This window comes from Blastopirellula sp. SH421, assembly GCF_057808535.1.
This window is the reverse complement of record NZ_CM173712.1, coordinates 4995816-5012156: the sequence shown is the minus strand read 5'-3', so window position 1 is coordinate 5012156 and position 16341 is coordinate 4995816. Positions and strand designations below refer to the sequence as shown.

Sequence of the window (16341 nt, the reverse complement as noted above, 5' to 3'; positions counted from 1 at the left end):
TTACAGGCAGCGCTAATGAACTTTCTTCCCTCACTCACAGCAAGCGGTTTCGCCATTGCGGGACTGTTGTGTGCGGCGGGGCCGATCATCATTCATTTGATGAATCGTCGCCGCTTTCGCACGGTGCACTGGGGAGCGATGGACTTTTTACAGCAAGCGATGAAACGAAATCGTCGCATATTGCAGATGCGCGATATCTTGCTGATGATCCTGCGAACTGCCGCGGTGCTACTGTTTGGATTGGCTTTAGCGCGTCCCTTCCTATCGGTTGGCGCCAGTGATTTTGATGCTTCGCAACCTCTGCATGCCGTACTAGCGATCGACAATAGCATGAGCATGGGGATTGAGTCGCTCAATGGAACTTTGCTCGAGGAGGCGAAACGAGAAGCAATCGAGTTTCTCGACCAACTCCCTCCAGGCAGTCGCATCAGCGTGATCGCCGCTTGTGGATCGACTCGCACGTCATCGATCGATCCTTATCGCACGCGTGAAGACGCCGCTGCCGCGATTGCGGCGATCGACCCCACCGATCGTCAGGCAGACGTGATCGCCGTTGGAAATCAGATCGCCGTCGCCGCCGCTCGCACGCCGCAACTTTCGCCGCGAGCGATTTTTTTTACTGACCAACAAGCAGGCGCCTGGGATGACCTTCGCACGCCTGCCCAATGGGAGCAGTTCCCGCCGCTCCAAGTGGTCGAAGTTGGCGCGGATGACGCCAGCAATACCTGGATCTCTGATTTTGAACTCCAAGACTCGCTGGCTGATGTGGATACGCCCTCGACGTTCGTCGTGCGTGTCGCGCATGCTGGTGCAAATGCACGCGAAGATGTGCCGGTTGTCTTTCGTGTCAACGGAGAAGAAGTCGATTCGCAAATGATCTCGCTCGAACCAAATAGTGAGCGCGAATTGACGTTTGAATATCTGTTTGACGGCATGGCGATCGAACCGGGCAAGTCAACGTCGATCGCGGTCGAAGTTTCGCTTCCGCCTGATCGATTACCTGCTGATGACTCACGCACGATCATCGCTTCGGTCGTGGCGGCCCTGCCAGTCGTCTTTCTCGATTCGATGTCAGAAGTGGACGAAGACCCGCGCCGCAATCGATATGGTGAAACTTGGGCTTTGCGCCGGTTGCTAGCTCCGGTTACTAGTCGTCGCGAGGAGCAGCGTCAATTGATTCAAGTGCGTCATCGTCGACTCGAGGACTTGGATGCTCCCAGCTTGCGGGCGTTGCTGGAAGACGCACGCCTAGCGGTGGTTGGGGGAATCGCCGAACCGCCGGAGTTCGCCGTCGACGTCTTGACCGAGTTTGTCAACCAAGGAGGCCAATTAGTTATTTCGGCCGGGGGAGAATTTGACCCGGCGCGTTGGACTCAAGTCGCTTGGCGCGATGGAGCGGGGATATTACCAGTGCCGCTAGAACCGCTGCCGTTTGGGGTTTCATTAGACTCCAACTTCGATCGCTTAGAGCCGTTTCGCTTGTCCTATGACAGCATGAAAGACAATGCTTATTTTCAACTCTCGGGTCTCTCTGAGTCGCAGTTGCTAGATCTGTACGCCGAGCCTCTCTTTTTCAAATCGGTCATTCCGCGTGTCGATGAGGCGACAATGGCCACCATTGAAAAAACAATTCTGTCCAAAGGCAACGAGCCGGTCAATGAAGAGGAGATGACGACCAATCGATGGCTCCTGTGGCGCAATGATGTCACTCGCACAACGGGATTAACCGACGTTGCCGAACAGAAAACCGTTTCCGATGATTCAAAACAGGCAGGCGATGCTGCAGAGGCGAAGCAACCAGGAGACTCGTTTGACCGCCGTAATTTGCCACGTGTCCTCGCCCGGTTTGACAATGATCAACCCTTCCTGATAGAACGACAAATTGGCAGTGGGCGGGCATTGTTGGTCTCGACCGGCATCGACAATTTATGGAATACGCTACCTCGCACCAACGCCGTGTTGATCTTTGACCGCTTGTTGCGTGGGATGTTAGAAACCACGTTGCCGCAACGTAACTTTCCGACACTCGGCCAGATTTCGTTGCCGCTTGAATCGGCCTCGACAACGACAATGGTCGAACTCAGCCGTCCCGGCTCTGATGTTGCCGAAGAGCTGCCAATCGGATTTTTGGATGATCAAACCCGCGGCGTGACCGTGCCGCAGTTGCTTCGCGGCGGCAAGTACGAATTGAAAGTTAGCGAACGCCAACTGAGCAGCGATCCGACCCTTTCGCCGGAACCACCGCAAACCTTGGTGCTGGCCGTGCAACCGCAAGCAGGCGAATCACAAATTGATCGTCTGACTCGCGAAGATTTTCACCAGCGGGGACTTGACGAAAAGTTGAAGTGGATCACACCTGGGGAAGTGATCAGTTTGGCTGGCGCCCAAATCCGCGGACAAGACTGGTGGAAGTATCTGATCGCGTTGGCATTGGGCTGTTTACTGATCGAGATGTTGTTGATTGCTCGACCAGGTTGGGTCGATCGCATCATTTCTCGCTCGCCTGCAACGGGCGCGACTCCGCTCTCCGAGGAGGCTCGATCCTAGATGACCGAAATACTCGGCTGGCTCCTGAATATTCGTAACGCATCGTCGATTGACCATGTGCAGGTTTCGCTGGCGGCTCCCTGGGCCAGCGGCAATGCCTTTTGGGTGATCCTAGGCTGCGCGGCTGCGCTGGCCGCGTCACTTTGGTTTTATGCGAAGTTTCATCCGCGATTGAGCCTTTGGGCACGCTACTCGCTTGGGACGACGCGTGGCTTCTTGTTGGCGCTGTTGATCTTCACTTTGGCCGATCCAATCTTGCAAGTCACCGCGACTAACGATCCAGAGCCTGTGGTCTATGCCGTATTCGATGGCACCGAAAGCATGACAATCGCCGACGACTTGCCCCCCGAAACGCGTGAGGCGCTGGCCGCCGTTGTTGGACTTCAGACGCAAGGGAGTTCGGCAGCGCTTGAGACCTCTGGGTCTGCGGCTGCCTCACGCGTCCAATGGTTGCAAGCCTATCTACAAAATCCCGATGGCAATCTGCTAACCCGCCTGGCTAAAGAGCGAGGAGTGCAAATTGAACCCTTTATCTTCGACGGCCAAAATACAAGTCGCTTGCGAAGGTTGTTGGGAGATGAGGATGCGACTGACCAAATCGAACTAGCCGATGCAGCGGCCGAGTTGACGACCGAGGGACGTGTCACAGCGTTGGGCGATATGTTGCATGACTTGTCGACGCAACATCGCACGAGTCGCTTAGCCAGTGTTCTGCTGTTTAGCGACTTCGCCCAAAACGCAGGTTCTCCGCCGCTTAGCACATCTCGCAGCGGGATGAGTCCGGTCGAAAGAGTTGGCGCGCCGATCTATACGATTGGACTTGGCTCCCAGTCGGCGGTAGACATCGCCGTGGATGTACAGCCTCCTCCTAAGATGAAAAAAGCAGAGCGAGCCACGATCGCGGTTCGCGTCAATCAATCGGGCCTGACCGGCGAAACGGTGGATGTCAGCGTCTATGCCGAACCGCTGGAAGGGGACTCGCTGACCGGGATGTCCCGTATCGCAGTCGGAACCGAAACCGTAACGCTCGACTCAAGCGTCATGTATGTCGACATGCCGTTCACCCCAGAGCAAGCAGGCCGCTTTGCGTTCATCGCCGAAGTCGAACCGCAAGTTGGCGAAGCGACCCTCGAGAACAACACCTCGGTTCGCGCCGTTAACATCATCGACGACTACCTAAGATTGATGTTCATCGAAAACGAACCAACCTGGGAATGGCGCTTCGTCAAAGAAGTGTTTCATCGCGATCGCCTGGTTGGAATGCGCGGGTTTCGCACGTTCCTCCGTTCCGCCGATCCCAAGGTTCGGCAAAACAACGAACTCTTTCTGCCGACCCTGACCCCGCAGCGCAGTGAGTTCTTCGCTAATGATGTTATCTTCCTAGGGGATATGCCTTCGTCGGCGCTCAGCGATCGTTTTTGTGAGATGACCAAAGAATTTGTTGGTCAGTTTGGCGGCGGACTTGTGGTGATCGCCGGACCGCGGTTTGGACCGTCGCAACTCAATGGTACGGCTCTGGCTGACATGTTGCCGGTCAAGGTTGATGGCTCGTTGGCCCTGCGAGACGACAAAGAATTTGAGCCGCGATTGACTCCGCTGGGATTACAAACGGACTTCATGCAGTTGGGCGATACCAACGATCGCCGCGAGAATCTCGCCGCCTGGAAGTCGCTCGGCAAGCTCCCCTGGTATCAACCGGTGCAGGGAGTACATTCGCAAGCAACAGTATTGGCCGAACATCCGTTCGACCTGTGTGCCGATGGCAAAACGCCACAGCCGCTGATCGCGATTCGCCGTTATGGCGCCGGTGAAGTGATCTACATCAGCTTTAACGAACTATGGCGTTTGCGTCGTTTACACGGCGAGAAATTTTATCGCCAGTTCTGGTCGCAATTGATCAATCGACTGGGACTTAGTCACGCATTAGGCGCCCAAAAACGATTTGTGGTGAGAGCCGAACGGGATCAATATCTTGTCGATGAAAAAGCATTGATTTCGGTCGAAGCATATGACGAAAACTTTGAGCCGCTCTCGGCAACAACCTTAGCCGGTGGAGCACTGCAAGGCGAAATCGAAACCCCGGACGATGCCGGCCGAGCCATGTTGCCACGTGAGATTACGATTCCGGAACTTAGAACTGGCCGATTTGAGATCCGTGTGCCTGTCAGTCGACAGGGGCAATACATTGTACGAGTCAAAGATCCAGTGACCGACAAAGTCAGTGAGGTCCGCTTTCAAGCAACCGGCGCATCTGCCGAATTACGCAGCGCCGTTCGCAACGTCAGTTTGCAAAACGACATCGCCCAGCAGTCGGGCGGGCTTGCGGTAGAACTTCATGAGATTGATTCGCTGCTCGACAAAATCGTATTGAAAGATGTACGCGAAGAAGTAACCCGCAATGAGCCGCTCTGGGGGACGCCGTTGTGGTTTGTCTTGCTGGTCGGGTTGATGCTGGGCGAATGGTACTCGCGCAAGAGGGCGAACTTGGCATGACTCGCAGCAAACTAAATCAACTTCGTTGGCAACTTCAAAAACTGCGGCAAGCGCGTCGCAGCGTCCGATGGGGAAGTGCGCTGGCCGTTATTATCGGCAGCTTACTATTGGCGCTGTTGCTGGTGATGGGACTAGATGTCGCGTTGGAGATGAATGCCGCTCAGCGAATCATCATCTTGGTGATCGCGTCAGCCGCGCTGATCTGGATCTGGCGCCGCTTTGCTCTTCCTTGGCTGGGGAAGAGCGAAACTATGCTTGACATGGCGATGATGGTCGAACGCCGTCACGGTATCGAAAGCGATCTGGTCGGTGCGTTGCAATTTGAATCGCCAGAAGCGACCAAGTGGGGTTCGCCCGAATTAGAAACTGCCGTCATTGATTACGTCGCCGATCTCGGGGGCGATATTGACGTGTTTGACGGCTTCGATAGCAGCCCGCTTCGTAACCGTGCAACATGGGCTGCCGTCATTCTGGCGATTGCGATTGGGACGGTGATCCTCGCGCCTCGTCATGTGTTGACCTTTATGCAGCGTTTAGCGCTCAGTGAAATTCATTACCCGACCAAGACGACAATCGAGTCGCTCCGCATCGGCGGTGTGGATGTGGATCCCACGCAAGCCGCCCAAACGGTCGTAAAGATCGGTTTTGGACAGCCGTTTGACATTCACGTGCATGCCTCCGGAGTGCTGCCATCCAGTGGTATCTTTTCGCTTGCAGGCAAGAGTGGATCTACATCCTTGGATTTACTGCCGAACCTTGCGAAAGAGGAAGACGAACCGACAAGAACCTATGTTGCGGCGTTACCTAGACTCATGGAGCCGGCCGTCTATCAGGTTTCGTTGGGAGATGCTTGGACTGACCACGCGAGGATCGAAGTGTTGCCGCTGCCGACAATCGAGGCCGAGATGTCGGTCACTCCGCCTGAGTACGCCGCAGGTTTAGAGAGCGATGACTCGGCCCGCGGACTGCAACGCGCCGTGCTCGAAGGAAGCCGAGTCGATCTGAACATCACTAGTAGCAAACCACTGGCATCAGCCTTGTTGCAGCTCATGATCGGCGAAGAGATCCAATCGATCAAGTTGATCGCTGCGGACAACAATCAACAATCTTGGAAGTTGCCCAGCGGCGAAACTCCGTTGTCCAGCGTCGCCGCCCCAATTCGGTTTGAACTAGAGCTGAGAGATAAGGATGGCTTGGCGCCGCAATTTGTCCCGCGTGGTTATTTGCGTTTGAAAAACGATCGGGCGCCTCAGATCGCAGCGAGCGCCATCCATCGTGTCATTTTACCCACAGCCACGCCGGTAATCGCTTTCCGCACTAGTGACGATTACGGAGTCGCTTCGGTCAAGCTGCGACTAAAAATTGAACGGGGCGAAAACGAAGTCGCGGTAAAAACTTACGAACTTCTCGACTCACCGCTGAAAGCAAGTCAGCTTCCCTATTCGAGCGAGTTTGCGCTGCCGCTCTCTGAACTAATGCTCGAAAAAGGGGATAGTCTGAGCGTTACCATCGAAGCTCGCGACTGGCGCGGTCACGGCGAAGGGATGGCCGCGATTAGCGAACCGTTGGTGCTAGAAGTATCGGACGAAAGCGGCGTTCTCGCAGCGATCTCCGAAGCCGATCAACGGTCCGAAGAACAACTTACCGAAATCATCAAACGTCAACTCGGAATTGGAGAGGCGCGATGAACCGATACCTACATACAGCATTCGCAGCGGCGATCATGCTGATGGCGACCAGTTTCGTACTCGCACAAGAGCTGAATTCGACGACTCTGCGTAGACGCGAGATCGCTCAGGAGCGAGCTCAGACGATGGCCCGCGATTTGGTGACCAGCATCCTTGATATCCAGCTTCGTCAATTTGAAGAGAACGGGCTGGCCAAAATGCCGGTCTATGTCGAGATCAAAACGATGCGAAATAACGTCGATGGGCTGGTTGGCTCAGAGATGCAAGCAGTTGTCGAATTGCTAGTGAAAGCACAAGAGGGAGATCAGCCGACTCGCCTACAACACTTCAATGCTGCCCGGGATCAAATTCGGGAAGTTGTATTGGCGCTGATGGCCGAGCGGCAACGTCTTTATCGCCGTCTACAAATTGCCAAATTAGCGGCTCAAGTCCGCGAGTTAATCGCGATCGAAGAGAAAACTCGCGAACGGACCGTGGGGCTGCTGGATCAACCGATGCAAGAACGCGAGTCGATCGCGCTCGGTGTGATTCAAGATCAACGCGATGTCTCTGGCCTTTTTGTACGGCTAGTCCATGATCTAGGCGAAGTGACGCAATGGGGCGGCAAGGTTGGCGCTGGCGCAGCTGACGGCATTCGGATTTTGAAGGCCGCGCAAACCGGAACTCATCTCGATACTGCCGATCAAAATCTCTCGACCGGACTTTACTCGGAAGCGGGTGAAGAACAGGTCGAAGTGATCAAAGGTCTGAAACGCCTACTGGAGAAACTAGAAGAAACTCGCGGCCTGATCAGCAGCGACCGTGACGCCGCACGCAAACTGATTGCTGAGATCACGAAGAAACAAGAAGAGCTTCGAGACACGACCAAAGAAACCGACTTGACGCAGTTGACGCCGGATGCCTTAACCGAGAAACAGGAAGAAATTCGGAATGATTTAGGACAACTCGCACAGCAATTAGAAGAATTTGAACCGCTTCAACCGCTATTAGAACAAAGCAAAGCGGCCGCGCACGACGCCGTGGCTGAATTGTTTGAAGGGGATCAAGCCGAAGCGTTGGCCGATCAAAACGAAGTGCTGGGCGCGCTGGCCGAACTGGAACATCAGCTAGAATCCGCCGCCCCCCAAGATGACGCTGAGAAAAGCGCTGATGAGTTGGCTGAGGACGTCAAGAAACTAGAAGCGCTGCAAGAGAAGCTGACGGAAACAGCCAAAGATCAGGCCGCCGCCGCAGAAACTGCAAGCCAAGATCCCGCCGCCGCGCAGCAGAAAGAAGCAACCGTTGCGGAAGAACTGGCTCACCTAGCCGACGAAGCCTCGCCGACGCCTGTTGAATCGCGACTACTGGATGCTCAGGAAGCAGCCGCCGAAGCAGCGGAAGCATTGAAGTCAGCACAAGCAAACGCATCGCCAGAAGCACAGCAGACCGCTCAAGCAGCCATGCAAGAAGCTTCCGAAGCGATCGAAAAAGCCCAAGCGGAGACTGCAGCCCAATTGGCCGACCTCAAGCGGAAACAACTTGCGGTCGAGGTCGGTGAGTTAGCGCGAGCCGCCGAAGCACTCGAACGCGCTGCCGCAGCCGAACGTGACATCGCAGCCGATGCACAAGAAGCGGCGGCGATGCCCGCCGAAGCAGCGCAAGCCGCGGCAGCTGATTTGGCCCAAACCCAACAGCAAGTTGAAAAAGTCGCTGATGAAGTCGCTGCCGGGCTAGAGCACACTGCTCCCCAAGTTGCCGAAATGTTGAAAAAAACGGAACCTGCGATCACAGCCGCTGCAAAAGATCTGACCTCAGCTGCCGAGCAAAAGAATGCAGAGCAAACGGCGTCACAATTGAATAACGCTGTCGATGCCGCCCAATCAGCCGGTGAATCGCTTAAGCAAGCAGCAGCACAGTTGCGCAAAGAAGCGGGCAAGGCGGCGCAAGAGTTGGCCGAAATGACTGGCCAACAGTTGGCGCAAACCACCGCAGCCAAAGAAGCAGTCAAGCAGTCGCTTGACGCGGCCCCTTCCAGCGACAATCTACAACAATTGCAAGCCGCGCAAGAAAAAATTGCCGCTGCTCAAATGGAGCAGATGAAAGCGGAAGGAAAAACCGCCGCCGCCGAAGCCCAGCAGTTGGCGAAGGAAATCGGCAAAATCGCTCAGATGCAGCAGCAAGCCAATAATGCGGCCGCAGAGTTGAATCAAGGCAAAGCGAATTCCCCGGTCGACGCCGCCGCTCAGCAGCAACATGTTGCCGACGAAGCGGAAGGGCTTGGTGAGCAGACCGACGGCGCCATCGCCGAAGCATTGAGCAATGCAGAGAAAGCGGCTGCAACCGCCGCTAAAGAAACATTGAGCGGCGACCCCAACAAGGCCGCCGCTGCTCGTGAGGAAGCCGCTGCTCAACTTGCCTCCGCGCAGCGCAAAGCCGAACAAATGGCGACCGAGATGGCGGCGGAACCGGCTGGTCAGCCCGACGCCGCAGCTCAGGCAAAAGCAGCCGATCTTGCCGCCGAAGCGGCGCAACTTGCTGCAGATGCTGCGCCTGATGCGGCGGCGGCAGCTCAACAAGCTGCAGATGCTGGCAAAGCGGCAGCTGAGAATCTCGCCCAAGATAAACCAGAGGCCGCCGCTCAAAGTCAGGCCGATGCCGAAAAGTCTCTGGGCGACGCCTCTCAAAAATTGGCGACCGCCATTGAGCAAGCTGCTCAACAGATGGCCAAGGATCTTGCCAAACAATCGCCTCAATTGGATCAACTTGCGCAGCAAGCTGGCGCTGTCGATCCCAACGCCGCATCCGCTCTCCGACAAGCAGAACAATCTAGCCAAGAGGGGGCGGCAAGAGGAGATTCTCAGAAAGACTCTCCAGAGTCTGCAGCACCAGGGGAGATGCAACAAGCGGCAGACAGCGCACAACGCAGCATGCAACAAGCGGCGGCAGCGTTGACGGCGCGAGAACAGCAGTTATCGCGTGACAAATCAATCGCCGAGGCGCTCGCCGCTTTGTCTGAGCAACAGCAAAACGCACGAGATGAAATCGACCGTCAGGCAGACGCACTAGCCGAGAACATGCCGAGTCCTCCGATGGGTGAGCAAGCTGCTGGCCAAACGCCGCCAATTTCTCCTGCTGCTGCAGCCGCGGCGCAACAACTCGCCAGCGCTTCGCGTCAATTTGCGGAAGCGCAAACGGCGACCGGAGAAGGGGCTCAACAGATCTCAGGTCAGCAGCAAGTCGCCAATCAACCGCTGCGTGCAGGCTTGGAAGCTGCTTCGCAATTACCGCTGCCTGAACAATCACTTGCGCCTGCTCCTCCGGCTAGTGATCTAGCGATGGGAGAGGCTGGTCCCGAGACGAGTTCGCTTGGCGAATCCCCGGGCGGTGAAGCAAATCAACCTTCTTCCAATAGCCAACAACTGGGTCAGCCTGCATCGGGGCAAGGCCCCGGTCAGCAAATGGCCTCCAGTGACCCTGCCGAAGGGATGCCGAGCCCAGGCCAAGACTTGGGGGCAACCAGCAGTGAACTAGGAACCGGATTGGTTCCCAATTCGCCGCAAGCGACGGCAGACGCGATCGCAGGCGGTCAAGCAGTTCAGCAAGCGCTGCAAGCCATGCCGACTCCGCCGCAAGGCGCCATGCCGGGACAAGTCGCCGGGGCGCCAAGACCCGGCGTTGGCGATGGTCCTACAGCTCAAGCGCCGGCCCCATCCGTCGCTAGTGCTGCGACGCCGGGACAGCAGCCACAGCCTGGAGCGACTTCCAGCGTCGCCGCCGCAGGCGGAACTTCGCAAGGTGGTCAAGAGACGCAAAACCAGGATGGCGCCGAAACGCCGCTTTCCCTTTCGCCTGAAATGGAAGGAGGCGAATCGCAAGGAACGAAGTCGGCTGGAGATAGCGATGCGCAAGCGCGCCGCTTTGACAACGAACCATGGTTCGCCAAACTGCCGCCAGGCTTGCAGAAGGCGATTCAAGCAGGCGCTCGGCGTGAACCTCCCCGCGGCTACGAGCAACGACTCCGGCGTTATTTTGAAAACGTCGATTAACGAAACCAAATCAACCAGACCTATCCGATGGCGAATTCATCGCCTTCCATTTTGAGGAGCTTTCGATGAGCAGCGAACCGATTTCGCAAGACGACGTCGCCGCCGTACAGCGGTGCGAGCAGGCGTATGGACGGATTCGTGATGAACTGGCCAAAGTGATCGTCGGTCAAAACGACGTGGTCGAACAAGTCCTAGTCGCGATGTTCGCACGCGGGCACGCGCTGCTGGAAGGGGTGCCCGGTCTGGCGAAGACGTTACTCATCAGTTCGCTCTCGGACGCACTGCATCTTACCTTTAAGCGGATTCAATTTACGCCTGACTTGATGCCGAGCGACGTAACCGGCACCGAAGTAATTCAGGAAGATCCCGAAACGCGGCAACGTGGCTACAAGTTCCTCCCGGGACCGTTATTTGCCAACTTGCTCTTGGCGGACGAAATCAATCGTACCCCTCCAAAAACGCAAGCGGCGATGCTCGAAGCGATGCAAGAGCGTCAGGTCAGCGCCGGTGGTTCGGTGCATAAGCTGCCTGATCCGTTCTTCGTGTTGGCGACCCAAAACCCTCTGGAACAGGAAGGGACGTATCCGCTGCCTGAAGCCCAGTTGGATCGCTTCCTCCTACATATCAAGGTCGATTATCCTAGCGGCGCCGAAGAGTGGGATATCGCACGGCGCGTGACGACCAACCAAATGGGCAAGATCGAAGCCTGCGTGACCGGCGACGAGATCAAAGAATTCCAAAACCTGGTGCGCCGAGTTCCGGTCAGCGATCAAGTCTTGGGTTATGCATGGGCGCTGATTCGCGCGACGCGAGCCGGACAACCTGAAGCGCCAGACTTTGTTAATAAATGGGTCGCTTGGGGCGCCGGCCCGCGTGGTTTGCTCACGCTGGTCACATGTGCAAAAGCTCGGGCTATTTTGTACGGACGTTATCATGCCAGTGTTGCCGACGTGCAAGCAGTCGCCAAACCGGCGCTGCGACATCGGATCGCCGGCAACTATGCCGCCCAGGCCAATAACCTTTCTAGCGAAGATTTGATCGGAATGCTGTTAGATGCGATTCCTGCCGACAAAAAGTACGAACGTCCCGCCGCATAGTTTCTAGAAAGCTTAGTGATGTCTAGCAGCGTTTTAGCACGATATCTTGATCCTGAAGTTCTCAGCCGTGTCGCGGGTCGTAGTATCGAACCGCGCGGACTGGTGATGGGTAATCTGGCAGGTGCTCATCGTTCGCCGGCGTCTGGTTTTGCCGTCGAATTCGCCGGACACCGCGAGTATGTCCCCGGCGATGATCCGAAGCATATCGATTGGCGCATTTATTTCACGCGCGACAAGTACTTCATCAAACAGTACGAGATGGAGACGAACTTCACGTGCCATTTGCTGTTGGATATCAGCTCGTCGATGCGCTATGGCGAAGGGGACGAGCAAAAGTTGCTCTACGCTTCGCGGATGGCGACCGTTTTAGGGCATAGCATCGTCCGTCAAAGTGATAAGGTTTCGCTCGCGACGTTCGACACTCATATTCGTGGGCACATTCGCCCCAGCAATTCGATGCATCAGGTGGTGCGAATGACGCAGCACTTGGACGAAGTCGATCCGATCGAACAGACCAATCTGGCCCAGTGTCTTAGTGAACTGGCCGAGCGCATGCAGCGGCGCGAGATTGTGATGATCTTCAGCGACTTTTTTGGCGAATTAGACGCGGTGGAAGCAGCGATCCAGCGTCTAAGGTTTAGCAAGCACGAGGTTGTCCTGTTCCAGGTGATGCATCACGACGAACTCTATTTTGATATGGACGGGATGGTCCGGTTTGTTGGCCTAGAGGTCGCCGAGCAATACTTGGCGCAGCCCGAAGATCTACGAGCCGCCTATTTAGAAGCGGTTGGCGCCTTCAATGCTCAACTTGAAGAGATCGCGCTGCGAAATGGCTGCGACCATATTTTGGTCGATACCCGCGAAGATATGGCCGGCATGTTCGCCGACTATCTCAACAAGCGAATGCGGATGCCACGTCGCTGACCGCCATGCGTCGCACAGGCTCTGGCTGCCGAATGGGGCCACATGTCTCTTGATGGGGGGCGGTTTCATTTTTGCAGAAAAATGAGACCAGATTCCAATTGCGCCGTCTATTTATTCGGCATCTTCCCTTTTTTTCGACAAGACCCGAACTTGTGTTGTGGGCTAAGATTAGGGGGTGTCGTCCGTTTGGGGCGCCCCTAGAATCGCTCTCTAGATAGTTGCCCATCGAAACAGGGATTTCTCGATATGATAGTGCGAGTTGCGGCCAGCGCCGCGGTAACATGGCTGATTTTGATCCTGGCTCCGCTGGTTGTGGTGAGAGCCGAAGAAACGGAGAAGGCGGAAAGCGTGAGCAGCGAAACTGATCCCTACGCTTGGTTAGAAGATGTTGAAGGTGAACAATCGCTCGATTGGGTGCGGGCTCGTAACCTCCTCTCGCAGGCAAAGCTTGAAAGCGATCCAGACTTCTCTAAGTTACGTGACGATCTATTAGCGATCTTTGATTCCAACGATCGGATCGCATTTGTCCGTAAACGGGGAGAGTTCTACTACAACTTTTGGCGCGACGAAAAAAATGAGCGAGGAGTTTGGCGGCGGACCACCCTTGCTGAATACAAAAAAGCGGAACCCCAGTGGGAAGTGTTACTGGACCTGGACGAACTGGCTAAGGCCGAGAACGAAAATTGGGTTTGGAGCGGCGCCCAAATGTTGCGACCCGACTATACTCGCTGCTTGCTAAGCATGTCACGCGGCGGCGCCGACGCCGATGTTACCCGCGAGTTTGATCTAACCACGCGTACCTTTGTTAAGGATGGCTTTAATCGCCGAGAAGCGAAGGGAGAAATTAGCTGGATCGACATCGATCATGTCTTTATCTCGACCGATTTCGGCCCTGGTTCGATGACCGATTCGGGCTATCCTCGCATCGCCAAGTTGTGGACTCGCGGAACCAAACTAGAAGAGGCCAAGGTCGTCTACGAAGGCGAAATGACCGACTTGTCGATCAGTGCTTCGCATGACGATACGCCAGGATTTGAGCGGAATTTTGTCCGTCGAGCGATTGCGTTCTACAACAACGAGATTTACCTGCTCAACGACGATGGCTCGCTCAGTCAGATCGAAGCTCCCAACTCTGCCAGCAAGGGAGTTCATCGCAACTATCTAACGCTGGAACTACGTGAACCGTGGACAGTGGGCGAGACCACTTACACCGCCGGTTCGCTGCTGGTCACCAAATTCGACGACTTTATGGCAGGCAAGCGGAACTTCACCGTGTTGTTCGAGCCCAATGATCGCAGTGCTTTGTCGGGCTACAGCTTTACCAAAGACTACTTGCTGCTGAACGTGATGGAAGATGTCGCCAGCAAGTTATTTGTGATGCAAGCAGAAGCGGATGGCAGTTGGTCGAAGACTCCGCTGGTTGGCGCACCAACGTTAGGGACGGTCAGCGTTTCGCCGGTTGATGCCGACGAGTCGAACGAATACTTCATGACTTCGACTGATTATTTGACGCCGACTACACTTTACATGGGTGAAATCGGAAAGCAGCCGGAAGAACTAAAAGCGATGCCGGAGTTTTTCGATACGACCGGCTTGAAAGTGACGCAGCATTTTGCGACCAGTAAGGATGGAACCAAGGTTCCTTACTTCATGCTCTATCGCGAAGACATCAAACTGGATGGCGGCAATCCGACGTTGCTGTATGGTTACGGTGGATTTGAAATCTCACTGCAGCCAGGATATCGAGCTACAGTCGGCCGGGCTTGGTCAACTTTGGGCGGCGTCTATGTGGTCGCGAATATTCGGGGAGGAGGTGAATATGGTCCGCGCTGGCATCAAGCGGCGCTGAAGCAAAATCGCCTGAAAGCGTATGAAGATTTCGCAGCTGTCGGTCAAGATCTGATCGATCGCAAGGTGACTTCAACCGAGCATCTGGGGATCCAAGGTGGATCCAACGGCGGTCTGTTGGTGGGAAACATGGTCACGCTTTACCCCGAGTTGTTCAAAGCGGCCGTTTGTCAGGTTCCGCTGCTCGACATGAAGCGCTACAGCCATTTGTTGGCTGGGGCCTCGTGGATGGCCGAGTATGGTAATCCTGATTTGCCGGAGGAATGGGAGTTTATCCGCACCTATTCGCCGTATCACAACGTGAATCAAAACGTCGAATATCCGACCGTCTTCTTTACCACCTCCACCCGGGATGATCGCGTCCATCCCGGCCACGCCCGCAAGATGTTCGCGAAGATGGAAGGGTACGGCAAGGACGTGCTCTACTACGAGAATATCGAAGGAGGTCACGGCGGCGCCGCCAACAATCGTCAGTCGGCCTTCATGACCGCAATGGCGTTCACCTTCCTAAAGCAGCAGCTATTTCCACCCAAGAAAGAATAGTCTGCGCCTAAGTGTCGCACCCCAATCCAAAACGCGTTTCCATCTTAGGATGGAGACGCGTTTTGCTTTTCTAGCAGCGCCGCTTCTTGCTTTACGCGACGATTGGCGATGATCCGCCTCGCAATTTCGTCTGCAATTACGCCGATCAAGATCACGCCGCCGACGACCGCGAATTCCAGCTCTTGGATGGACCACATTTCGATTGAGTTTTGCAATACCCGCAAGATCGCCGTACCGATGACGACGCCGATTATCGAGCCTTCCCCGCCGCGTAAGCTGCACCCACCCAATACGGCCGCGGCAATCGCGTAAAGCTCGTAAAAGTTGCCGAAGGTGCTGGGCATGACGCTGCCGATGTCGATCGAAAACAGAACGCCAGCGACGCCGGCCAGGGCCGTGCAGATCATGTAACTGATGATCACTATCGTGTCAGTACGAACTCCGCTATACCGGGCAGCTTGTTCGTTTTTGCCGAGCGCCTTCAGATGGCGGCCAAATACAGTCCAGTTCAAAAAGATCGCGGCAATCACAGCAATCACCGCCAGGTAAATGATTGGCGGTTGCAACGGGACCCAATCGTACCAGTTAAGTGCAATTCGCTCCCCCGCCTCATTCAGGGCGAAGTGGCCGGCTTGATCACCTCTGCCTGGGATCCACTTATGGAAGCTCCAGTAGCCCTCGTTGATCCAGGGAAGAAATGGAACGGGAATGCTCCCCCACTCGTAGTTAATTAAGTAGCCTAGGCTTTGGAAACCGCCGACCGAAGTCCCACCGGCCGACGCACGGGCTAGTCCACGCAAGATCAACAATCCGCAGAGCGTCACCACAAACGGCTGCAGTTTTAACTTGGTGATCAACAATCCATAAACTAGGCCAAGCAGCGTTGACATCCCCAACACGGCCGCGATCGCCGCAGCCGGCGGAAGATTGTACTGCGACATGAGCACGCCAAACAAACAGCCGACCAACGCCAACATTGAACCAATCGAAAGATCGATGCCGCCGGTGATAATGACAAATGCGACGCCGATTCCCATTACCCCATACAGTGAAGTCCAGCGGATGATGTTCGCCAGATTTCCAGGCTCGACAAACCGGGGACGAAAGATGGCCGTCACCACGCAGATCAGCACCAGCAGAAATAGCATTCCCCAACTTTTATTCATATTCTGCAAA

The 16341-nt window shown here is 55.5% G+C and carries 8 protein-coding genes; 7 read left to right on the top strand and 1 reads right to left on the bottom strand.

Features of this window, described 5'->3' with window-relative positions:
- Positions 1-15 precede the first annotated feature (15 nt).
- The 7 genes from SH421x_RS20255 to SH421x_RS20225 all read left to right on the top strand — a co-directional run bounded on the left by SH421x_RS20255 (position 16) and on the right by SH421x_RS20225 (position 15165).
- Positions 16-2547 carry a BatA domain-containing protein gene (locus SH421x_RS20255; RefSeq protein WP_488851835.1) on the top strand — a complete coding sequence of 844 codons (2532 nt, stop codon included), beginning with the start codon at positions 16-18 and terminating at the stop codon, positions 2545-2547.
- Positions 2548-5040 (top strand): hypothetical protein, encoded by a 2493-nt coding sequence (locus tag SH421x_RS20250; RefSeq protein ID WP_488851834.1) that lies wholly within the window; start codon positions 2548-2550, stop codon positions 5038-5040.
- The gene (locus SH421x_RS20245) at positions 5037-6728 is read left to right on the top strand and encodes a hypothetical protein (RefSeq protein WP_488851833.1); all 1692 of its coding nucleotides are present in this window, start codon (positions 5037-5039) and stop codon (positions 6726-6728) included. The genes SH421x_RS20250 and SH421x_RS20245 overlap by 4 nt, the downstream gene beginning before the upstream one ends.
- Positions 6725-10753: a hypothetical protein gene (locus SH421x_RS20240; protein ID WP_488851832.1), complete on the top strand. Its 4029-nt coding sequence runs from the start codon at positions 6725-6727 to the stop codon at positions 10751-10753. Before SH421x_RS20245 ends, SH421x_RS20240 begins: the two co-directional genes overlap by 4 nt.
- A gap of 65 nt (positions 10754-10818) precedes the next feature.
- Entirely contained in the window at positions 10819-11850 is a 1032-nt protein-coding gene (locus SH421x_RS20235; RefSeq protein ID WP_488851831.1) for an AAA family ATPase, read from the top strand.
- An 18-nt stretch (positions 11851-11868) separates the two neighbouring features.
- Positions 11869-12774, top strand: a complete 906-nt coding sequence (locus SH421x_RS20230) for a DUF58 domain-containing protein (RefSeq protein ID WP_488851830.1) — start codon at positions 11869-11871, stop codon at positions 12772-12774.
- A gap of 246 nt (positions 12775-13020) precedes the next feature.
- On the top strand, positions 13021-15165 hold the full coding sequence (locus SH421x_RS20225) for a prolyl oligopeptidase family serine peptidase (protein WP_488851829.1): 2145 nt from the start codon (positions 13021-13023) through the stop codon (positions 15163-15165).
- Positions 15166-15209: 44 nt separating this feature from the next.
- Here SH421x_RS20225 and SH421x_RS20220 read toward each other — a convergent pair whose 3' ends face one another.
- Positions 15210-16331 (bottom strand): ABC transporter permease, encoded by a 1122-nt coding sequence (locus SH421x_RS20220; RefSeq protein ID WP_488851828.1) that lies wholly within the window; start codon positions 16329-16331, stop codon positions 15210-15212.
- Positions 16332-16341 lie beyond the last annotated feature (10 nt).

What these genes read in the sequence shown, in the direction of transcription:
- SH421x_RS20255 (WP_488851835.1), top strand. Translation starts at nt 16, where the DNA reads ATGAACTTTCTTCCCTCACTCACAGCAAGCGGTTTCGCCATTGCGGGA.
- SH421x_RS20250 (WP_488851834.1), top strand. Translation starts at nt 2,548, where the DNA reads ATGACCGAAATACTCGGCTGGCTCCTGAATATTCGTAACGCATCGTCG.
- SH421x_RS20245 (WP_488851833.1), top strand. Translation starts at nt 5,037, where the DNA reads ATGACTCGCAGCAAACTAAATCAACTTCGTTGGCAACTTCAAAAACTG.
- SH421x_RS20240 (WP_488851832.1), top strand. Translation starts at nt 6,725, where the DNA reads ATGAACCGATACCTACATACAGCATTCGCAGCGGCGATCATGCTGATG.
- SH421x_RS20235 (WP_488851831.1), top strand. Translation starts at nt 10,819, where the DNA reads ATGAGCAGCGAACCGATTTCGCAAGACGACGTCGCCGCCGTACAGCGG.
- SH421x_RS20230 (WP_488851830.1), top strand. Translation starts at nt 11,869, where the DNA reads ATGTCTAGCAGCGTTTTAGCACGATATCTTGATCCTGAAGTTCTCAGC.
- SH421x_RS20225 (WP_488851829.1), top strand. Translation starts at nt 13,021, where the DNA reads ATGATAGTGCGAGTTGCGGCCAGCGCCGCGGTAACATGGCTGATTTTG.
- SH421x_RS20220 (WP_488851828.1), bottom strand. Translation starts at nt 16,331, where the DNA reads ATGAATAAAAGTTGGGGAATGCTATTTCTGCTGGTGCTGATCTGCGTG.